Origin of the sequence: Aquibaculum arenosum, assembly GCF_029222965.1 — a bacterium.
In the GTDB taxonomy this organism is placed as follows: domain Bacteria; phylum Pseudomonadota; class Alphaproteobacteria; order Kiloniellales; family DSM-21159; genus Aquibaculum; species Aquibaculum arenosum.
The window spans coordinates 25,842-41,274 of sequence record NZ_JARHUD010000009.1 but is presented as its reverse complement, the minus strand read 5'-3'; the positions used below and the strand labels follow the sequence as shown (position 1 = coordinate 41,274).

Below are 15,433 nucleotides of genomic sequence, written 5' to 3'. Positions count from 1 at the left end.
TAGGCATCGAACCTTCGGCAGTCTCGCGCTACTCTGCCACACTATGTCGATGAACGGACAGATTGCACCAGACTACCCGCAGACCCGCGCTGCACTGCAACGCCTGATCTCCGACAGTCCCGGACCGGTGCAGCCCTATGCCCGCGACTATCCTGCCGGCTGGGACACGGGTCTGCACAGCCATCGCCGCGCCCAACTGGTCTTCGCCACCAGCGGTGTGATGACGGTCAGCACGCGCTCCGGCCTCTGGGTCGTCCCGCCCCAGCGCGCGGTCTGGGTGCCTGCCGGTGAAGGTCATGCGCTGAAGATGCACCGGCCCGTGCAGCTGCGCACACTCTATCTCGATGAAAGCATTGCAGCCGATCGCCCCCGGCGCCCCCAGGTGCTGAGCGTGACCCCCCTGTTGCGCGCGCTGGTGCTGCGCCTGATGGACCTGCCGGCAGAGGCCACCCGGGAAGGCCCTGGCGCACGGCTGGTTGCGGTGCTCTTGGATGAATTGCGTCGCGGTGCGGAGGCTCCGATGCACCTGCCCGAGCCGCAACATCCGAGCTTGTGTCGGATCTGCTCCGCCTTGCGGGAGCAGCCGGCGGATCGCCGGGAGCTCGCGGATTGGGGCCGGCTGGTCGGCGCCTCCCCTCGTACGCTGGCCCGGCGCTTTCAGGCGGAAACCGGCATGGGCTTCGCAGCCTGGCGCCAGCAGGCTCGCCTGCTGGCAGCGTTGCCGCTGCTGGCGCAGGGCCAGGCGGTGACCTCCGTCGCGCTCGATGTGGGTTACGACGGACCGAGCGCCTTCATCGCCGCCTTCCGCCGGAGCTTCGGGGTGACCCCGGGGCGTTACTTCGCCAAAGACAGCGTCAGCGCCGGCGAGGCCGGCGCATCCTGATCGACGAGGTTGAGCCGCAGAACCAGGAAGGGCGCCGCCCGGCCGGAAGAGTCCCCCAGTCCCCGCGGCACCCGCCCTTCGGCGTCGAGCGGCAGGTAGACCATCCGCACCGCATTGCCCAGATTGCCGCCGATCAGCGCCAGGCGACCACTGTATCGGCCGACAACGAGGTCACAATGCATGCCACGGAATTCGCCCAGTTCCTCGGCCCGTTGGGCCACCCGCTGCAGCCTCTCGTCAGCAGGCCTTGAGCGGTCGGCGCAGAGCAGGTCGCCCGGCGCGGGCCGGTGGGCTTCCAGATCTAGTGGGGTGTAGAGCGCCCGCTCGCCCCAACGCTGCTCCATGTGAATGGCGTGGTCGAGATAGAAGCTGTGGGCGGCACTCCAGCGGAAGTCGCCTCGGTCGACCCCGGCGCTGCGCATGAGATAGGAGATGAAGGCTGCCGACCAGGGCAGCGGCCGCCAGACTTCCGCGTCCGCCTCGCGATAGCGCGCGCGCTGGTTTTCGACGTACTCGGGCCAGGTGTCCCGCTCCTCGCGCACGGCATTCCAGTAGCCCTGCACCAGATGGAAGACGCGGGGGTCGTCCTCGGATAGCGCCGGGCGCAGTTCCACCCGCTCCGGCCCGCGCAGGTCGGTGATCCCGCCGCCGAAGGCCTGCCACTCACGCTCGGCCAGATCCACCAGCCGCTCGCGCAGGCTTTCCGGGTAGGGCACCGGCGGCGCGTCCAACGGCGGTCTGGCCGTTTCACAAGCCGCGAGCAGCAGCGCGCAGAAGCCGAATGTGAGCCAGCGCAGGCCTCCGGGAAAGATCACCGATCACGCCACCGGTTCGGTCAACGCCGGTGCATCTGCCAGCCAGCGGTCGAGAAACGCGGAAAGCCAGTCACCCAGCGGCTCCAGATGCACGTCGCGATCCGCAAGCTGCCGCTCACGGGCATGGGCCCCGGGATTGTCCAGCATATGCGCCGCCTCGCGCAGCCACCCGGCCTGGATCTCCTCGGTGATCTCAGGGTGGAACTGCAATCCGAAAGCCCGGCCATAGCGGAAGGCCTGGTTTTCGAAGTGCTGGCCGGTGGCAAGCAACTCGGCCGTGTCCGGTGCGGCAAAACCCTGCAGGTGCCAATGATAGACCATCAGATCCGGCGGGATTAGGTCACGACCGGCCGCTGTCGGGGCAATGGGATAGAAACCGATCTCACTTAGGCCATCCGGATGCGGCCCCACCGAGGCGCCCAGCGTGTGCGCCAGAAGCTGGCTGCCGAGGCAGATGCCGAGAAATGGCTTGTCCTGCTGCAGCCAGCCCTCGATCCAGGCCAGTTCGTCTCGCAGATACGAGAGGTGTTCTGCCTGCTCAACCATCTGCACACCACCGTAGATCACCGTCGCCGCGTAGCGCGACGGATCAGGGAGCGGCTGTCCCTCGGCGACATAGCAGGTGTCCAGGGCAAAGCCGCGTTCGCGCAATTCCTGGGTCACGCGATCCTCGCGCTCGTTTGGCATGTGCCGGACTAACAGAACCTTCTCGCTCATCGCCGCCTCTCACAATCCGCTCACTGCCGAGAAGCTGCCGCAAGCAGCCGCTCGGCACAATAGGCGGTCGCGCAACCGGAACCGCAGCTGATGCATGGCTCTTCCACCCTGCGAGCAGGGGTGTTACAGCTTGTATAGACAAGTTGCCAAGGAGGCCCGCGCCGTGATCGAAGAGACATTTCTGCTACGTCCCGGTACACTCTCCTTAGCCGACCTCCATGCCTTCTGGCGCCGCGCACGTCCGGTTGAGCTGGACCCGGCGGCACACCCGGGCATCTCAGCTGCGGCGGACACGGTGGCACAAATCGTCGCCGAAGGCCGCCGCGTCTACGGCATCTCCACAGGCTTCGGCAGTCTCGCCCGTGAGTCCATTCCGCGCGAACAGGTGGCAGAGCTGCAGCGCCGCCTCGTGCGCTCGCATCAGGCCGGCGTCGGCGACCCGCTGCCGGAGCGCGTCGTGCGCCTCATTCTGCTCCTGAAGCTGGGCTCCCTGGCCCGCGGTCATTCCGGCGTGCGACTGGAGACCGTGGACCGACTGCTCGCGCTGCTGAACGCCGACGCCCTGCCGGTGATCCCGGCTCAGGGTTCGGTCGGCGCCTCCGGTGACCTCGCTCCCCTGGCGGCTCTGGCGGCACCCTTGATGGGCGAAGGCGAACTGCTGCTGCGCGGCCGGCGTTTGCCAGCGTTTGAGGCCCTGGCAGAGCTTGGCTTGGAGCCGCTTGAGCTTGCGGCAAAGGAAGGACTGGCCCTGCTCAACGGCAGCCAGGTCTCCTGCGCGCTCGCGCTGGATGGCCTCTTCCGCGGGCTCGACGTCTTTGCCGCGGCCATCGTCGGCGGCGCCATGAGCACCGATGCCGCCCTTGGCAGCGACACCCCCTTCGATGCGCGCATCCATGCCATTCGCGGGCAGCCCGGACAGATCGCCGTGGCGGGCTGGCTGCGCGAATTGCTCGCCGGCAGCGCCATCCGCGGCTCGCACCTGGAGTGCGACCGAGTGCAGGATCCCTACTCCCTGCGCTGCCAGCCGCAGGTCATGGGCGCGGCCTGGGACCTCCTGGGCCAGGCGGCCGCCATGCTGTCCCGCGAGGCCAATGCCGTATCGGACAACCCGCTGGTCTTTCCCGATAGCGGCGAGATTCTCTCCGGCGGCAACTTCCACGCCGAGCCAGTGGCCATGGCCGCCGATATCATCGCCATCGCGCTGGCGGAAACAGTGTCACTCGCGGAACGGCGCATTGCCCTGCTGACCGACGCCAGTTTCAGCAACCTGCCGCCCTTCTTGGTGGCGGAACCCGGCCTCAACTCCGGCTTCATGATCGCGCAGGTGACCGCCGCTGCGCTGGCCAGCGAGGTGAAGCTGCGTGCGCACCCTGCGAGCATCGACAGCCTGCCCACCTCGGCCAATCAGGAAGACCACGTCTCCATGGCCACCCACGGCGCACGCCGCCTCGGCCCACTGTCTCAGGACGCCGGGCGCGTGCTTGCCGTGGAACTACTCTCCGCCGCCCAGGGCCTCGACCTGCGCGCGCCCCTGACCACATCCCCACGCCTGGATGAGGCCCACGCACTGATCCGCAAGCAGGTCCCCATGCTCCGCGAAGACCGCCCCCTCACGCCGGACATCGAAGCGGTGTGGGCCCTGGTCGAAGGGGGCCGCTTCTTCGAACTGTTGTGGCAGAGCGAAACGGCTGATCCTTTTGTCGCGCGCTGACCGAACTGCACACTCAGCGAAGAGCGCAGTTCATCTGAGTCAGGACGACTCTCGCGGGCCGTAGGACTTGAAGCGCTCCATCACCCTCTCGATCTCCGCGTCGGGAAGGATCGTCGGGCCGCCGATCTGCAGGGTACCGACATACTGCCGTGCCAGCAGTTCCACCTCACCGGCGAGCCAGAGCGCCCGCTCCAGGCTCGGGCCGAGCGCGATCATGCCGTGGTTGGCGAGCAGACAAGCCAGGCGTCCGTCGAGGGCCGCGAGGGCGTGCTGCGACAGGGTTTCGGTGCCGAAGGTCGCATAGGGTGCGCAACGGATGGTCGGGCCGCCGGCCGCGGCGATCATGTAGTGAATGGCAGGGATCTCGCGGCCTTGGATCGCCAGCATGGTGGCATAGGGCGAGTGGGTGTGAACCACCGCGTTGATCTCGGGGCGTGCGCGCAGGATATCGCGATGAAAGCGCCACTCGCTCGAGGGGCGGTGGCGGCCCTCGTGGCTGCCGTCAAACCGCAGGAACACGATGTCTTCCGGCTGCAGGCGCTCGTAAGGCAGGCCGCTGGGCGTGATCAGCAGACCCTCGCCCCAGCGCAGGGAGAGGTTGCCGGAGGTCCCCTGGTTGAGGCCGCTGGCGTTCATCGCGAGGCAGGTCTCGATCAGGGCCTGACGCTGGTCGCGCTCTTCCATTGTTGCTCTTCCAGGCAGTGGCAGGCCACGGCAAGCAGGGCGGCAGGTACAAGACCTGCTTGCACCTACCGCCCTCTTACCGTGCTTGGGCTACAGGCTACTCGAAAACAGCCGTCGCCTGAAGTCACCCACGACCCGACCTCAGAAGGAAAAGGACAGGGTCGCCAAGCCGATTGTGTCCGCAGAACGGCCGGCCACGTGGCCCGGCTGCAGACGGTGCATCGCACCGACCGATGCCCGAGCCCCTTCGAAGGGCGTGAAGCCGTAGGCCGCCTGCAAGTTGATCTCCCGCCCGCTCGGCTGGGGGTTCAGCCGCAAGCGGCGATAGCCAATGCTCCCGTCCATGTTGCGGCTGCTCGGCACATTGAGATCCACCCGTCCGCTTTCCACGCGCAGCGGCTGGGACACGGCGATGCTGAAGGCATCGTCATCGGCGAAGAGTTCCCGCTGCGACAGTCCGACACCGAAGGAACTGGTGATGATCCCGCTGCCGCCTTCGACCATGCCATCCTGGGTGAAGGAGGTCTGACCCAAAGAGCCGCTGAAGGTCAACTTGGCCGTGCGTGTGATATCGAAGCTGGCGCCAAGATTGGCGAAGAGGGTGTCCGAGCGAGTCTGCTCACCGAAGGCGCCCTTCGAGACCGTGCCCAGTAGGGAGCCCTTCTCCGATAGCGCGCCCAAGGCAATCGACACGGACCCGCTGTCGGTGAAGCTGGTTTTGAACTCACCGATTGCGCCGGTAACGCTCGGCGGTGATTCATAGACCGAAACCCGATCATTATCGATCTCGCCGGTGAAGACGCCCAGGCGGAAAGCGGAGTTCTGGCCAACTGCAAAGCCGACGGTGGAACCGTAACCCGACTGCATCAGACCCAGATGAGGCTGATCGAAGGCCTCGCCTTCCACCATGGGCACGCCAGCGAAGCCCTCTTCGCGCAGGCCGAAGCTGCGCCCGACGTGGGGATTGAGCGAGAATTCGATCTCGCTGCTGCCACTGGAGAAGCCAAAGGACATGCGCGAATAGGGGCTCGAACCTAAGCCCGGGTCCGATGCATTCAAGCGCGTGGCCGAGGTAATGGAGAAGGGTCCCTGCTCGATCGTGCGAACCGAACGCTCCTCCACGCCGCCGAAGAGCTTCAGGCGATGCAGGGCATCACGGGCCGTCTCCTTCGGCTTGCCCGTGGTCAGCTGGTCCATGTCGAACTCAAAGCCGCGGTTGTAGGCATCGAGCCCCAGCACGGCCTCATCCTGCAGCGCCACGGCAATGCCATCGCCAAAAGCCGGCGAGGCATGCAGCGCCGTGGCATCGAGGCTGATGCTGCCGCCATTGATGCTGTTCGAAGTCGGCACGGCAACCTCACCCAGGGGTTGGGTCGCCCTTTCCAGATTCAGCAGGCCATGACCGTAGAGCGCAGGATCGCCGAGGTCCGTGGCGGACTCAAAGAGTATCTCGAGTATGTCCGGCGCCTCGAGGTAGGGAAAAGCCTGCTTGAGAATGGCCACGGCGCCGGAGACGTAAGGCGTGGCCATGGAGGTGCCGCTCATGTTGCCGTAGGTTGCTTCGCCCGGCACATCGCTCGGGATTGTGGAGTAAATATTGCTGCCCGGCGCCACGAGGCACCATTCCGCAGCCTGGCCGCAGGCGTTCGAGTAGCTTGCAAGCACGATGTCTTCGCCCACTTGCTCGGCCGAACCAACCGCCACCCAATAACCTTTCAACTCTGGGAAATGCAGTGGCAGTGCCGCAGGGATGCTCGGTTCGGAAAGACTTTCATTGCCCGTTGCAGACACAGAAATAATACCTGCTTCCACTAACTGATGTGCAACCTCAATTTCATCCGGGATCATCGATTCCCATTCTGATCGCGCATTCAATACATTTATAAATTCTTGCGGATACCCCCAACTGTTATTAACGATATGTGCGCCCTGCTCCAATGCATAACGCCAAGCGGTTGGACCAAGGTCTGCTCCGCTGCCATCTGCGTCGAAGGCAACGATAGGCATTATCCGCGCATCGTATGCCAGACCGTGCATGCCCCGCTCATCCCGGCGCGCACCTATGATGCCCGAAACATGGGTTCCGTGCCCGTTCAGGTCTTCCACCTCGTCGACATCCGGGAAAGCGTTGTGCGGGGCGATGATTTTTGCTGCGAACTCCGGATGGTTCAGGTCCAGCCCTGTATCCACCACCGCAACGACCACACCCTCGCCCGTGAAACCACGGGCGTAGGCGGAAGACGCGCGCACGAGCGCATGCCCCCCATAGCCGCCGTCGGCAGCGTTGTACTCGGGCGTTTCATAATAGGCAGGCGGATCGGGAATAGGTTCCGGTGGCTCCTCTGGCTCGTCCCCGTCATCATCGTCTCCACCGGAACCGCCGCTCGAACCGCCGCCTCCGCCAGCGATGGCAATGGCGCCTGCTCCCGCAGCCACAGCCAGACCGCCGGCGACGAGTGCCGTGTTCGACACTGCCGCACCCCCGCCTGCCAGAGCGCCCGGCCCCGCCACGTCCACGGCGATCTGATCGATGGTCATTTCGAGATAGGGGCGCAGTTCCTTCGCGCGCGCCGCGATGCCCGCAACCGCCTCCGGCGTCTGGCGCATCTCCTGTTCCATCAAGGCCAGGAAGTCATCGTCGACCAGCGTGTAGGCCTCGTCGATGAGATAGCCGTTGTTGGCGTATTGCTGCCCCGGACCATAGATTGCGTCTTGCGCCTGTGCTTGCTCTCCAAGCAGACCTTCCGCCGTGCCAGACAGGCACAACGCCACGGCCGCCGTAAGGAACAGCGCGCACTTTCCCGATCCCATCAGTCACCCCCCGATAGACAAACTGGCGCAAACTACGATACGCGCTCAGGCGAATCGAATCTTACGTATGGCTGTTCTAGCTTGGCAACTCATAGGCTACACAACGTCCGCTGGTGACACTCGCCTGCTGATATCGGTTGGGCCTACCCCCGCCCGAGCCACTCCTGCAGCTCGCTCTCGGCCTTCTCCAGTGCGCTGTAGTTCAGCAGCTTGCGCAGCATGGCCACCGTGACGGCGCGGCTGCGGAGGTTGAAGCGGCCCTCTTCCTGGCCGGGGAGGTGATAGACCTCCAGCTTGTCGTAGAGCTGCTGCAGGCGGTTCTGTACGCTGCGCAGGGAGAGGTGGCGGCGGCGCGCGATCGCCCGGTCGGTCAGGCCCAGTGCGATGTCCACCAGAATCTCATACTCGGCATCGGTGAAGCCGCGCGCCTGCCCCAGACTCCTCTGCTGCAAACCGCGCACCTCACGGTCGATCACGCATTGGCTCTCAATGAAGATCGAGCGCAGCGCCAGCTTGAGCCGCTCGTCGGAAGCGGACTTCAGCACATAGCCATAGGCGGCGCCGTCCGGCACGATGCGCGAAACACCGCGGACATAGGCCTCGTCCGAATAGTTGGACCAGAAGAGGATGCGGGTCTCGGGCCGCTCTTTCCAGATGGTGCGCGCCGCCTCGATGCCGTTGCGCACCGCCATTTGCAGGTCGAGCACGATGTTCTCGAAGCCGTACTGGCGCGCCAGTTCTTCGCCCTGCGTGCCATGCTCGGCTTCGGTCACGCTGTCGCATTCCGGCAGCGCCGCCCGAACGGCCTCGTGCAGGTAAGCACGGTGCAGAGGATCGTCCTCGACGATGAGTATCTTCACGACGCCCCTCCCCGCACGGCAGCTGGCGGCAGGACCACGCGCACCTGGGTGCCCTTGCCGCCCGACCCGGACGAGAGGGAAAAGCGCGCGGAAATCAGCCGAGCGCGCGTCATCATGTTGTCGATGCCGCCGCCCTGACGGCGCTGCTGCGCCCCGGCACCCTCGCCGTTGTCCAGGATGTCCAGTGTCAGGCCATCTGGGCGCAGCAAGAGCCGCACATGAATATGCGCCGGTGCGGCATGCCGCACAGCGTTGTTGATCGCCTCCTGCGCGATGCGAAAGAGCGCGATGCTGACCGACGGATCCAGCGTGTCGCAGGCGCCGTCGGTCTCGTCCGACACCTCCCAGGTGACGGCGAGGCCGCTGTCGCGCACCGAGCGCTCCAGGTGGTTCTCCACCGCCTGCCCCAGACCGAAAAGCTGCAGCACCGACGGCCGCGCCTGTTCGATGATGTTGCGCAGGTCCTGCATGCAGTCCTGCAAACTGCGGCTGAGCGGCTCCAACGCTTCGGCGGTGATGTCGCCCGTGCGCGAGAGGCTTTCGACCCGCCGAGTGAGGCGCGTCAGATCGGCCAGGGTCTGATCGTGCAGGTCCATGCCGATGCGCTGGCGCTCCTGCTCCAGAGCTTCTGTTAACTTCAGCGCCCCTAGGCGCAGGCCCTCTTCACGCGCGCGCACCTCTGCCTCGACGATGGCGGAGCGCTGAGCCCGCTCGGCGGCCTGCAACGCAAAGAAATAGGGCGACAGCATATCGGCCACGGCACGGGCGTAGGCCACCTCCTCCATGCCGTAGAGGCCCGCTTCCCGCGACGAGCAGGACAAGGCGCCGATGATCTCGCCCTGAACCTTCATCGGCACATGAACCCGGCTGCGCAGCGCGTTCTCTAGGATCGGTCGCGTCAGGGCGCCGGGAAAATGGAAGCGCGGGTCGACGCAGGCGTCGTCGGTTAGCAGGTGGTCGACTTCGCCCCACAAGAGCATGCGGATGGGACTGTTTGTGACGGGCTCGGCCTGCATCTCGCTCCAGAGGGTGCGGATGCCCGATTCATAGGCGGTGTGGCACGCGCCTTCCGGTGTCATCAGGCAGACATCCAGGTGGTCGTGCGGCAGTATGTGCGCCACCTCGGCGGAGACGGCATGGATCGCGGCGCCGAAATCCAACTGCCCGGCCAACAGGCGGGAGATTTCGAGATAGTGATCGATCAGGACTGCAGGCGCCACACGCGATCTGCGGTGCACCCTGCTGTCCTGCTTCTGTCCCGCCCCGGCCGCCCGGCCGGCAAGCGCCTTCATTGCAAAGGTTCCTCTCCCACGGATGCTTGAGACCGACAGTAAGCGCTGTTGCCCGCCGGTCCGTCTTGCGAGATCCCGCAAGGTTTGCGCCAAAAGGCGCAGCGTCTTTGCCGTTATGCGCCTGTACAGGCCCGATAGCCTATTCCATCCTGCCTGCCAATGAGGGGACGGGCTGCAATCGCAGGTGCCGGCGCCCTCGCCTACCCCCTTGGCGCCGCGACGACGAGTCTCGCGCACGCGTCAGGCGGGCCACCCAGGGAGGAAAAGCGAGAGATGAAGAGACAAAGTTTGCTGCTGGCCGGCGCAGCCGGTTTGTGCTTGGCCATGCCCCTGTCCGCGCAGGCGGATACATCGGACAAGAGCATCGCGCTGTCGAACAACTACGCCGGCAACTCCTGGCGCCAGGCCATGCTGACCAGCTGGGAAACGGTGACCGGGCCGGCTGTCGAGAACGGCATCGTCGCCGCTGCCGATGCTTTCACCACGGCTGAGAACCAGGTGACCGAGCAGGCGGCACAGATTCAGAACCTGATCCTGCAGGGCTACGATGCCATCGTGATCAATGCCGCCTCGCCCACCGGCCTCAACGGCGCGGTACGGGAAGCCTGCGATGCCGGCATCGTTGTCGTGTCCTTCGACGGCGTCGTCACCGAGCCCTGCGCCTGGCGGATCGCGGTCGATTTCCACCAGATGGGATCCGATCAGATCGCCTATCTGGCGGAACGGCTGCCCGATGGTGGCAACCTGCTGGAAATCCGCGGCCTGGCCGGAGTGTTCGTCGATGACGAGATCTCCGCCGGCATCCATGCCGGTGTGGAGGAACACCCGCAGTTCGAGATCGCCGGCTCTGTGCATGGCGACTGGGCCCAGGACGTCTCTCAGCGCGCGGTCGCCGGCATTCTGCCGAGCCTGCCCGAGATCGTCGGCGTGGTGACCCAGGGCGGTGACGGTTACGGCGCCGCACAGGCCTTCGCCGCCACCGACCGTGAGATGCCGATTATTGTCATGGGCAACCGCCACGACGAGTTGACCTGGTGGAAAGAGCAGAAGGACGCCAACGGCTACGAGACCATGTCGGTCTCCATTGCTCCGGGCGTCTCCACACTGGCCTTCTGGGTGGCTCAGCAGGTGCTCGACGGCGCCGAGGTGCCGAAGGACCTGACCGTGCCCTTCCTGCGCATCGATCAGGACAACCTCGAGGAAAACCTGGCCAACACCCAGGAAGGCGGCGTGGCAAACGTCGAGTATACCCTCGAAGACGCTCAGGACGTGATCGCCGAAGCCCAGTAACGCATCGGTACATTGCTTGCGCCCGCACGGCCTGCCACGGGCCGTGCGGGCCTTTCGCACGACAAGGCAGCGCATGACCCCGGACACAGCCCCGCCCCTGATCGAAGTGGAGCAGGCTCGCCTGCGCTTCGGCGCCGTGAAAGCGCTGGACGGCGCCACCCTGCACATCCGTCCCGGCGAATGCGTGGGGCTTGTCGGGCACAACGGCGCCGGCAAGTCCACCATCGTCAACGTGATCAACGGTGCGCTCACACCCGATGAGGGCACGCTGCGGGCCGAAGGCGCGCCGGTGGAGCGCTACGGCATCAAGGCCGCCCACGCGCTCGGCGTGCGCTGCGTCTTTCAGGAGCTCTCGCTCTGCCCCAATCTCACGGTCATCGAGAACACGCGGATCGTCCACCGCGAGCTCGGGAGCGGTCGCGGGCTTGGTTGGCGCAGCACGGCGCGGCGCATCATCGAGCGAAGCCTCGATGAGATATTTCCGGGCCACGGCATCGACAGCCGCGCCACGGTGGGCAGCCTGTCGATCGCCCAGCGTCAGATGGCGGAGATCGCCATGGCATTTTCCGACGCCGGCGCGCCGCCGCGGCTGGTCATCCTGGACGAGCCCACCTCATCCCTCGATGCCACCCTGGCCGGGCAGTTGCTGGCGCAGGTGCGCCGCTTCGTGGATGCCGGCGGCTCGGTCATTTTCATATCCCATATCCTGCACGAGATTCTCTCCACCTCCGACCGCGTGGTGGTGATGAAGGACGGCAACGTTGTTGCCGAGCGACCGGCCGGGGGCTTCACCGCCGACAGCCTGTTCGAAGCCATGGGCAGTGTCGCAAAGCCCGAGAACGCAGCCCAAGCCAGGCGAGACCTCTCCTCAGCGCCGGTGCTGCTGGAGCAGCGCGGGCGCGGCCTCCCGTTTCGCGCCCATCGCGGTGAATTGGTCGGGCTGACAGGGCTCAGCGGCCATGGTCAGACCGAAATGCTGTTGGAGCTTTACCGCCAGCGCAGCGGTGACTGGCTGCCACTGCGCGACCCGGCCGTTGCCTTCGTTGCCGGCGACCGGCGGGTCAACGGCATCTTCCACCTCTGGAGCATCCTGGAAAATTTCGCCGTCGCCTCGCTGGGCGATCTGACGCGCCGCGGCCTGGTGAACGACTCCGCAGTGGCCGACAAGGGAGACGGCTGGAAGCGGCGCATCGAGATCCGCACCCAGGACATGAACAACCCCATCCTCTCGCTCTCCGGCGGCAATCAGCAGAAGGTGCTTTTTGCCCGTGCCCTTGCCACGCGAGCGCCGGTTGTCCTGATGGACGATCCCATGCGCGGCGTGGACGTGGGCACCAAGCGCGAGGTCTATCAGATCCTGCGCGAGGAGGCCGCCGGCGAGCGCACCTTTGTCTGGTACTCCACGGAAACCGAAGAGGTCTGCCTCTGCGACCGGGTCTACGTCTTCCGTGAGGGCGAAATTGTCGCCGAACTGGTGGGCGAGGAGATCAACGAGGCCAACATTCTTGCCGCCTCATTCCAGGGAGAGGCGGCATGAGCCTGAGACCCTCCGTCGACGCAATGCGCCTTGTGGTGCCCACGTTGGCGCTGACCGCCCTGCTGGCCGCTGTGTTCTGGCTGCAGCCGAGGGCCATGAGCTACATGGGCCTGAACCTGCTGTTCAATCTCGCCGTGCCCATCGCGCTGGCGACCCTGGCCCAGATGTTCATCCTGGCGGTGAACAATCTCGACCTATCGATCGGCGCCTTCGTCAGCTTCGCTGCCTGCGTCAGCGCCACCTTCCTGCAAAGCACGCCCCTGATCGGGGTGCTCATCCTGCTCGCCGCCATTGCGGCCTATGCGGCCATTGGTGCGGTGATCCACCTTCGCAACCTGCCCTCCATTGTCGTGACTTTGGGCATGAGCTTCGTGTGGACAGGCCTGGCCGTGCTGCTGCTGCCGGCCCCGGGGGGATCGCCACCGGACTGGGCACGCTCACTGATGACCACCAAGCCGCCCCTGGTCCCCATGGCCATTGTGGCCAGCGTGATCATCGCGCTGATCGCGCACCTGATCGTCACCCGCTCCTCGCTGGGCGTGCTGATCCGCGGTGTCGGCGGCAATGAGCGTTCGGTGGAGCGGGCCGGCTGGTCAGTGCTCTGGGCCAAGACGGCCGCCTATGCTCTGGCAGGAACCTTTGCAGTTGCGGCAGGAATAGCCCTGGTGGGCCTCACCACTTCCGCCGACGCCAACATCGCGCTCCGCTACACGCTGCTCTCCATCGCCGGGGTCATTCTGGGCGGCGGCGAGTTCGTGGGCGGACGCGTTTCCCCGGTCGGGGCAGTGATCGGCGCCCTGACGCTCACGCTTGCCGCCTCCTTCCTCTCCTTCATGCGGATCTCGCCCGACTGGCAGATCGGCGCCCAGGGAGCCATCCTCATCATCGTGCTGGCGCTCAGGCTGTTCCTTAACCGATTGGAACGCCAGGAGGGTCGGGCATGACGCACGCCGCAAAGCTGCTGCAGAAGCCTTGGATTTGGGCCTACCTGGCCGCGATTCTGGTCTGGATCCTCACCGTTTCCGTCACCGGAGGCTCCAGCGCCATTGGCCTCACCCATGCGGCCTTCACCTTCGCCTCCTTTGCGGTGATCGTGGGCACCGGTCAGATGTTGGTGATCACGCTTGGGCCAGGCAACATCGATCTCTCCGTGCCCGCCACCATGACTCTCGCCGGGACCGTTGCCCTAAAGGTCATGGCGGTCGACAACACCATGATCCTGCCCGGCCTGCTGATCGCCATTGGCATCGGAATCGCGGTGGGCAGCGCAAACTACGCGCTGATCAAGCTGCTGCGCATCCCGCCGATCATCGCCACGCTCTGCATGAGTTTTCTGGTGCAGTCGACCGCAATCTGGACCAATCGCGGCCTGCGCGTGAAGCCGCCGCCGGCATTGGCGGAGTTCGCCACCTCCAGCCCGCTTGGCATTCCCAACGTTGCATTGGTGGCGCTGCTCATCACCCTCGGCGCCTGGGTGCTGCTGGAACGCAGCCTCTACGGCCGCTGGATCACTGCGATCGGCCAGAGCATGGCGGCGGCGCGCATGGCCGGCATCCCCGTCGACGGGGCGCGCGCGCTGACCTACGTGATCTGCGCCGTGCTGGCGTCGGTCGCCGGCTATCTCCTCGCCAGTTTCTCCGGCGGCGCTGCCCTCAACATGGGAGCCGAGTACCTCTTGATGTCAATCGCCGTGGTGGTGATTGGCGGCACCTCGGTGGCCGGTGGCTACTCGAACGTTCCGGGCATCTGGGGCGCGTCGCTCTTCATGTTCTTGGTGGTGTCCATGCTCAACACCTACGGCTTGGGCGCGGGCTTCCGGATGATCATGACCGGCGTGATCATCATCGCCGTCATTCTGCTCGCCAGCCGACGCCAGACTTCCTCTCCCTGATCCCTCTCGCAACGGACGCTTTCAGCCATGGCCGACTTCCCTGAATACGAGGTCCACGACCCGCGCTTCCGCTACCTCGTCCTGCCCAACGCGCGCCTGGAGGAGCTCTATCGTGGCTGCCGCTGGGCGGAGGGGCCGGTCTGGTTCAACGATGCCAACCAGCTGCTGTTCAGCGACATTCCCAATCAGCGACTGCTGCGCTGGGAGCCAGAGGGGGGAGTTTCGGTTTTCCGCCAGCCCTCCAACTTCACCAACGGCAACACGCGCGACCGGCAAGGGCGGCTGGTATCCTGCGAGCACGGCACCCGGCGGGTCACCCGCACCGAGATCGACGGCAGCGTAACGGTGCTGGCCAATTCCTATGACGGCAAACGGCTCAATTCGCCAAACGACGTGGTGGTGCGTTCCGACGGCTCAATCTGGTTCACCGACCCGACCTACGGCATTCTCTCCGACTATGAGGGCTACAAGGCGGAGCCGGAGCAGGCGAGCAACAACGTCTACCGCATCGATCCCGCCAGCGGTGCCTGCCGCGTCGTGTGCGACGACTTCGGGCAGCCCAACGGCCTCGCCTTCTCGCCCGATGAGCGCATTCTCTACGTGGCCGATTCAGCCGCCAGTCACGATGAACGGGCGCCTCGGCATATCCGAGCCTTCGATGTCGACGAGGCCGGGACGCTGAGCAATGGGCGGGTTTTTGCGGAAATCGATGCCGGCATACCCGACGGCTTTCGCCTGGATACCCAGGGCAATCTCTGGTCCAGCGCCCGGGACGGTATCCACTGCTTCGCGCCGGACGGCACACTGCTGGGCAAGATTCTGGTGCCCCAGTTGGTGGCGAACCTCACCTTCGGAGGTCCGCGGCGCAACCGTCTCTTCATCACCGCCACGGAGTCGCTCTATTCCGTCTTCGTGGCCGCGACAGGCGCCCAGGTGCCCTGA

The 15,433-nt window shown here is 65.7% G+C and carries 13 protein-coding genes; 7 read left to right on the top strand and 6 right to left on the bottom strand.

Annotated elements, in window-relative coordinates; genetic code table 11:
- Positions 1-49 precede the first annotated feature (49 nt).
- Positions 50-883, top strand: coding sequence for an AraC family transcriptional regulator (locus tag P2G67_RS13860; protein ID WP_275823836.1), 834 nt, complete (start codon positions 50-52; stop codon positions 881-883).
- On the opposite strand, the gene P2G67_RS13855 is transcribed toward P2G67_RS13860, so the two are convergent.
- The gene (locus P2G67_RS13855; protein WP_275823835.1) at positions 835-1,698 is read right to left on the bottom strand and encodes a DUF2272 domain-containing protein; all 864 of its coding nucleotides are present in this window, start codon (positions 1,696-1,698) and stop codon (positions 835-837) included. The genes P2G67_RS13860 and P2G67_RS13855 overlap by 49 nt on opposite strands.
- Before the next feature lie 3 nt (positions 1,699-1,701).
- Positions 1,702-2,415, bottom strand: coding sequence for a glutamine amidotransferase-related protein (locus tag P2G67_RS13850; RefSeq protein WP_275823834.1), 714 nt, complete (start codon positions 2,413-2,415; stop codon positions 1,702-1,704).
- A 166-nt stretch (positions 2,416-2,581) separates the two neighbouring features.
- Between P2G67_RS13850 and hutH the strand changes: the two genes are divergently transcribed.
- On the top strand, positions 2,582-4,126 hold the full coding sequence (gene hutH, locus P2G67_RS13845) for a histidine ammonia-lyase (protein WP_437124261.1): 1,545 nt from the start codon (positions 2,582-2,584) through the stop codon (positions 4,124-4,126).
- Positions 4,127-4,165: 39 nt separating this feature from the next.
- Here hutH and P2G67_RS13840 read toward each other — a convergent pair whose 3' ends face one another.
- The 4 genes from P2G67_RS13840 to P2G67_RS13825 all read right to left on the bottom strand — a co-directional run bounded on the left by P2G67_RS13840 (position 4,166) and on the right by P2G67_RS13825 (position 9,773).
- Positions 4,166-4,810 carry a class II aldolase/adducin family protein gene (locus tag P2G67_RS13840; protein WP_275823833.1) on the bottom strand — a complete coding sequence of 215 codons (645 nt, stop codon included), beginning with the start codon at positions 4,808-4,810 and terminating at the stop codon, positions 4,166-4,168.
- Between the two features lie 141 nt (positions 4,811-4,951).
- Entirely contained in the window at positions 4,952-7,621 is a 2,670-nt protein-coding gene (locus P2G67_RS13835) for a S8 family peptidase (RefSeq protein ID WP_275823832.1), read from the bottom strand.
- Between the two features lie 143 nt (positions 7,622-7,764).
- Positions 7,765-8,481 (bottom strand): response regulator transcription factor, encoded by a 717-nt coding sequence (locus P2G67_RS13830; protein WP_275823831.1) that lies wholly within the window; start codon positions 8,479-8,481, stop codon positions 7,765-7,767.
- Positions 8,478-9,773, bottom strand: a complete 1,296-nt coding sequence (locus tag P2G67_RS13825; RefSeq protein WP_275823830.1) for a GAF domain-containing sensor histidine kinase — start codon at positions 9,771-9,773, stop codon at positions 8,478-8,480. The genes P2G67_RS13830 and P2G67_RS13825 overlap by 4 nt, the downstream gene beginning before the upstream one ends.
- Before the next feature lie 273 nt (positions 9,774-10,046).
- On the opposite strand from P2G67_RS13825, the gene P2G67_RS13820 reads away from it, so the two are divergent.
- From P2G67_RS13820 to P2G67_RS13800, 5 genes are all read left to right on the top strand, one after another.
- Positions 10,047-11,063 carry an ABC transporter substrate-binding protein gene (locus P2G67_RS13820; protein ID WP_275823829.1) on the top strand — a complete coding sequence of 339 codons (1,017 nt, stop codon included), beginning with the start codon at positions 10,047-10,049 and terminating at the stop codon, positions 11,061-11,063.
- Positions 11,064-11,136: 73 nt separating this feature from the next.
- Positions 11,137-12,600, top strand: coding sequence for a sugar ABC transporter ATP-binding protein (locus tag P2G67_RS13815; protein ID WP_275823828.1), 1,464 nt, complete (start codon positions 11,137-11,139; stop codon positions 12,598-12,600).
- Positions 12,597-13,544 carry an ABC transporter permease gene (locus P2G67_RS13810; RefSeq protein WP_275823827.1) on the top strand — a complete coding sequence of 316 codons (948 nt, stop codon included), beginning with the start codon at positions 12,597-12,599 and terminating at the stop codon, positions 13,542-13,544. The genes P2G67_RS13815 and P2G67_RS13810 overlap by 4 nt, the downstream gene beginning before the upstream one ends.
- On the top strand, positions 13,541-14,491 hold the full coding sequence (locus P2G67_RS13805) for an ABC transporter permease (RefSeq protein ID WP_275823826.1): 951 nt from the start codon (positions 13,541-13,543) through the stop codon (positions 14,489-14,491). Before P2G67_RS13810 ends, P2G67_RS13805 begins: the two co-directional genes overlap by 4 nt.
- Positions 14,492-14,518: 27 nt before the next feature.
- Positions 14,519-15,433: an SMP-30/gluconolactonase/LRE family protein gene (locus tag P2G67_RS13800; RefSeq protein WP_275823825.1), complete on the top strand. Its 915-nt coding sequence runs from the start codon at positions 14,519-14,521 to the stop codon at positions 15,431-15,433.

Bases quoted from the DNA above. Each gene is read 5' to 3' on its own strand.
- P2G67_RS13825 (WP_275823830.1), bottom strand. From the start codon at position 9,773: ATGAAGGCGCTTGCCGGCCGGGCGGCCGGGGCGGGACAGAAGCAGGAC.
- P2G67_RS13810 (WP_275823827.1), top strand. From the start codon at position 12,597: ATGAGCCTGAGACCCTCCGTCGACGCAATGCGCCTTGTGGTGCCCACG.
- P2G67_RS13840 (WP_275823833.1), bottom strand. From the start codon at position 4,810: ATGGAAGAGCGCGACCAGCGTCAGGCCCTGATCGAGACCTGCCTCGCG.
- P2G67_RS13815 (WP_275823828.1), top strand. From the start codon at position 11,137: ATGACCCCGGACACAGCCCCGCCCCTGATCGAAGTGGAGCAGGCTCGC.
- P2G67_RS13860 (WP_275823836.1), top strand. From the start codon at position 50: ATGAACGGACAGATTGCACCAGACTACCCGCAGACCCGCGCTGCACTG.
- P2G67_RS13835 (WP_275823832.1), bottom strand. From the start codon at position 7,621: ATGGGATCGGGAAAGTGCGCGCTGTTCCTTACGGCGGCCGTGGCGTTG.
- P2G67_RS13850 (WP_275823834.1), bottom strand. From the start codon at position 2,415: ATGAGCGAGAAGGTTCTGTTAGTCCGGCACATGCCAAACGAGCGCGAG.
- P2G67_RS13800 (WP_275823825.1), top strand. From the start codon at position 14,519: ATGGCCGACTTCCCTGAATACGAGGTCCACGACCCGCGCTTCCGCTAC.
- P2G67_RS13805 (WP_275823826.1), top strand. From the start codon at position 13,541: ATGACGCACGCCGCAAAGCTGCTGCAGAAGCCTTGGATTTGGGCCTAC.
- P2G67_RS13820 (WP_275823829.1), top strand. From the start codon at position 10,047: ATGAAGAGACAAAGTTTGCTGCTGGCCGGCGCAGCCGGTTTGTGCTTG.